This window comes from Bacteroides xylanisolvens XB1A, from assembly GCF_000210075.1.
GTDB classification, from domain to species: Bacteria; Bacteroidota; Bacteroidia; order Bacteroidales; family Bacteroidaceae; genus Bacteroides; species Bacteroides xylanisolvens.
Genome location: NC_021017.1, coordinates 5,052,776 through 5,054,237 on the forward strand (window position 1 = coordinate 5,052,776; position 1,462 = coordinate 5,054,237).

Genomic DNA, 1,462 nt, shown 5'->3' on the forward strand with positions numbered 1-1,462 from the left:
CGGACATGAATTTTCCAAAGAGGATAAAGCCAATCTTCTTGAAACGGGGAACATGGGACGGATAGTAAACCTGAAAAACTATATCACGGGAGAAATGATACCTTCTTTTGTCAGTGTGGATAAGGTAACGAATGAACTGGTTTCCATGCGTGCAAGCAGTGTTCAAATACCGGATGAAATAAAAGGTGTCAAACTGAACAAGGAACAGAAACAAGCCTTACGGGAGGGAAAAGGCGTATTCCTTGAAAACATGATTTCCAACCGTAAAAATCCCTTTTCCGCAACTGTTCAGGTCAATGCCGACAAGAAAAGTCTGGAATTTATCTATCCCAATGCCAAACAGTCACAGGAGCAAGGGCAGAAACAGACACAGCAGAACAGCCTTGTCACCAGTGACGGTGTAACCATTCCCAAAAGCATTTCAGGAATAGAGTTATCCCGCCAGCAACAGCAGGATTTAGTCAATGACAAAACCATCTTTGTTGCCGGACTGAAAGACAAGCGGGGGGTCGAATATGATGCTTATATTCAGGTGAACCATGATAAGAAGAAGTTAGGCTTTTACAGTGACAATCCCAGCTTTGACCGTTCCGCCGTGAAAGAAATTACCCCCGCCAGCAAGAACCGCACACAGGTAGCGGTCAATTCGGAAGGCAAGACCAACGAAGCCACCAAGAAAGTGAAAGAACCCTTGAAAAAGGGTCAGGACAAGCCCACTGAAAAGCAAAAAACCAAGCAGGATAAAAAGGAGAAGCAGGAGCAGACGGACAAACCCAAACAGAGCAGGGGACGCAAAAGATGATAGCGGTGTTAATCCTTATCCCGGTTGTCGGTTTCGCCCTGTTTACCCTTGTCTGTTACAAAACAGACTGGGAAGCCATAGACGAGCAGAACCGACAATTTATGTAGATGGCTATCACATCTACTATGACCGGAAAATCCTAAGACAAAAAGAAGTGGAAACAATTAAAATCAAAATTAGAATGATTGCAGTAATCGGAGAAAAACCAAGCGTGGCAAGGGACATTGCCCGTATTTTAGGAGCGAGTGAAAAACAGGATGGCTATCTTTCAGGTAACGGGTATCTCGTTACCTGGGCGTTCGGCCATCTTGTCGGTTTGGCAATGCCGGAAGCATACGGCATACAGAGTTTCCGCCGGGAAAGTCTGCCTATTATCCCGGATAGTTTTCAACTTACACCCCGACAAGTGAAAGCGGAAAAAGGGTACAAGGCAGACCCCGGCGCATTGAAACAACTAAAAGTAATCAAAGACGTATTCGACCAGTCGGATAAGATAATTGTCGCTACCGATGCAGGGAGAGAGGGAGAACTCATATTTAGATATATTTACAATTACATTGGATGCAACAAGCCCTTTGTCCGTTTATGGATAAGCAGCCTTACCGACAAGTCAATCCGTGAGGGACTGCAAAACCTGAAAGCCGGTAGCCTGTATGATAA

General features: G+C 45.0%; 2 protein-coding genes and 1 pseudogene. All 3 read left to right on the plus strand.

The features are described from left to right. On the plus strand, positions 1-802 hold an 802-nt coding region (locus BXY_RS19740; RefSeq protein WP_208946870.1), incomplete at its 5' end, for a DUF3945 domain-containing protein. After that, positions 799-980, plus strand: a pseudogene (locus tag BXY_RS23820) (hypothetical protein); the annotation flags it as partial. The gene BXY_RS19740 and the pseudogene BXY_RS23820, both read left to right, overlap by 4 nt. Positions 981-983: 3 nt before the next feature. Then, positions 984-1,462, plus strand: a 479-nt coding sequence (locus BXY_RS19745; protein ID WP_243442507.1) for a toprim domain-containing protein, incomplete at its 3' end; no start/stop codon positions are given.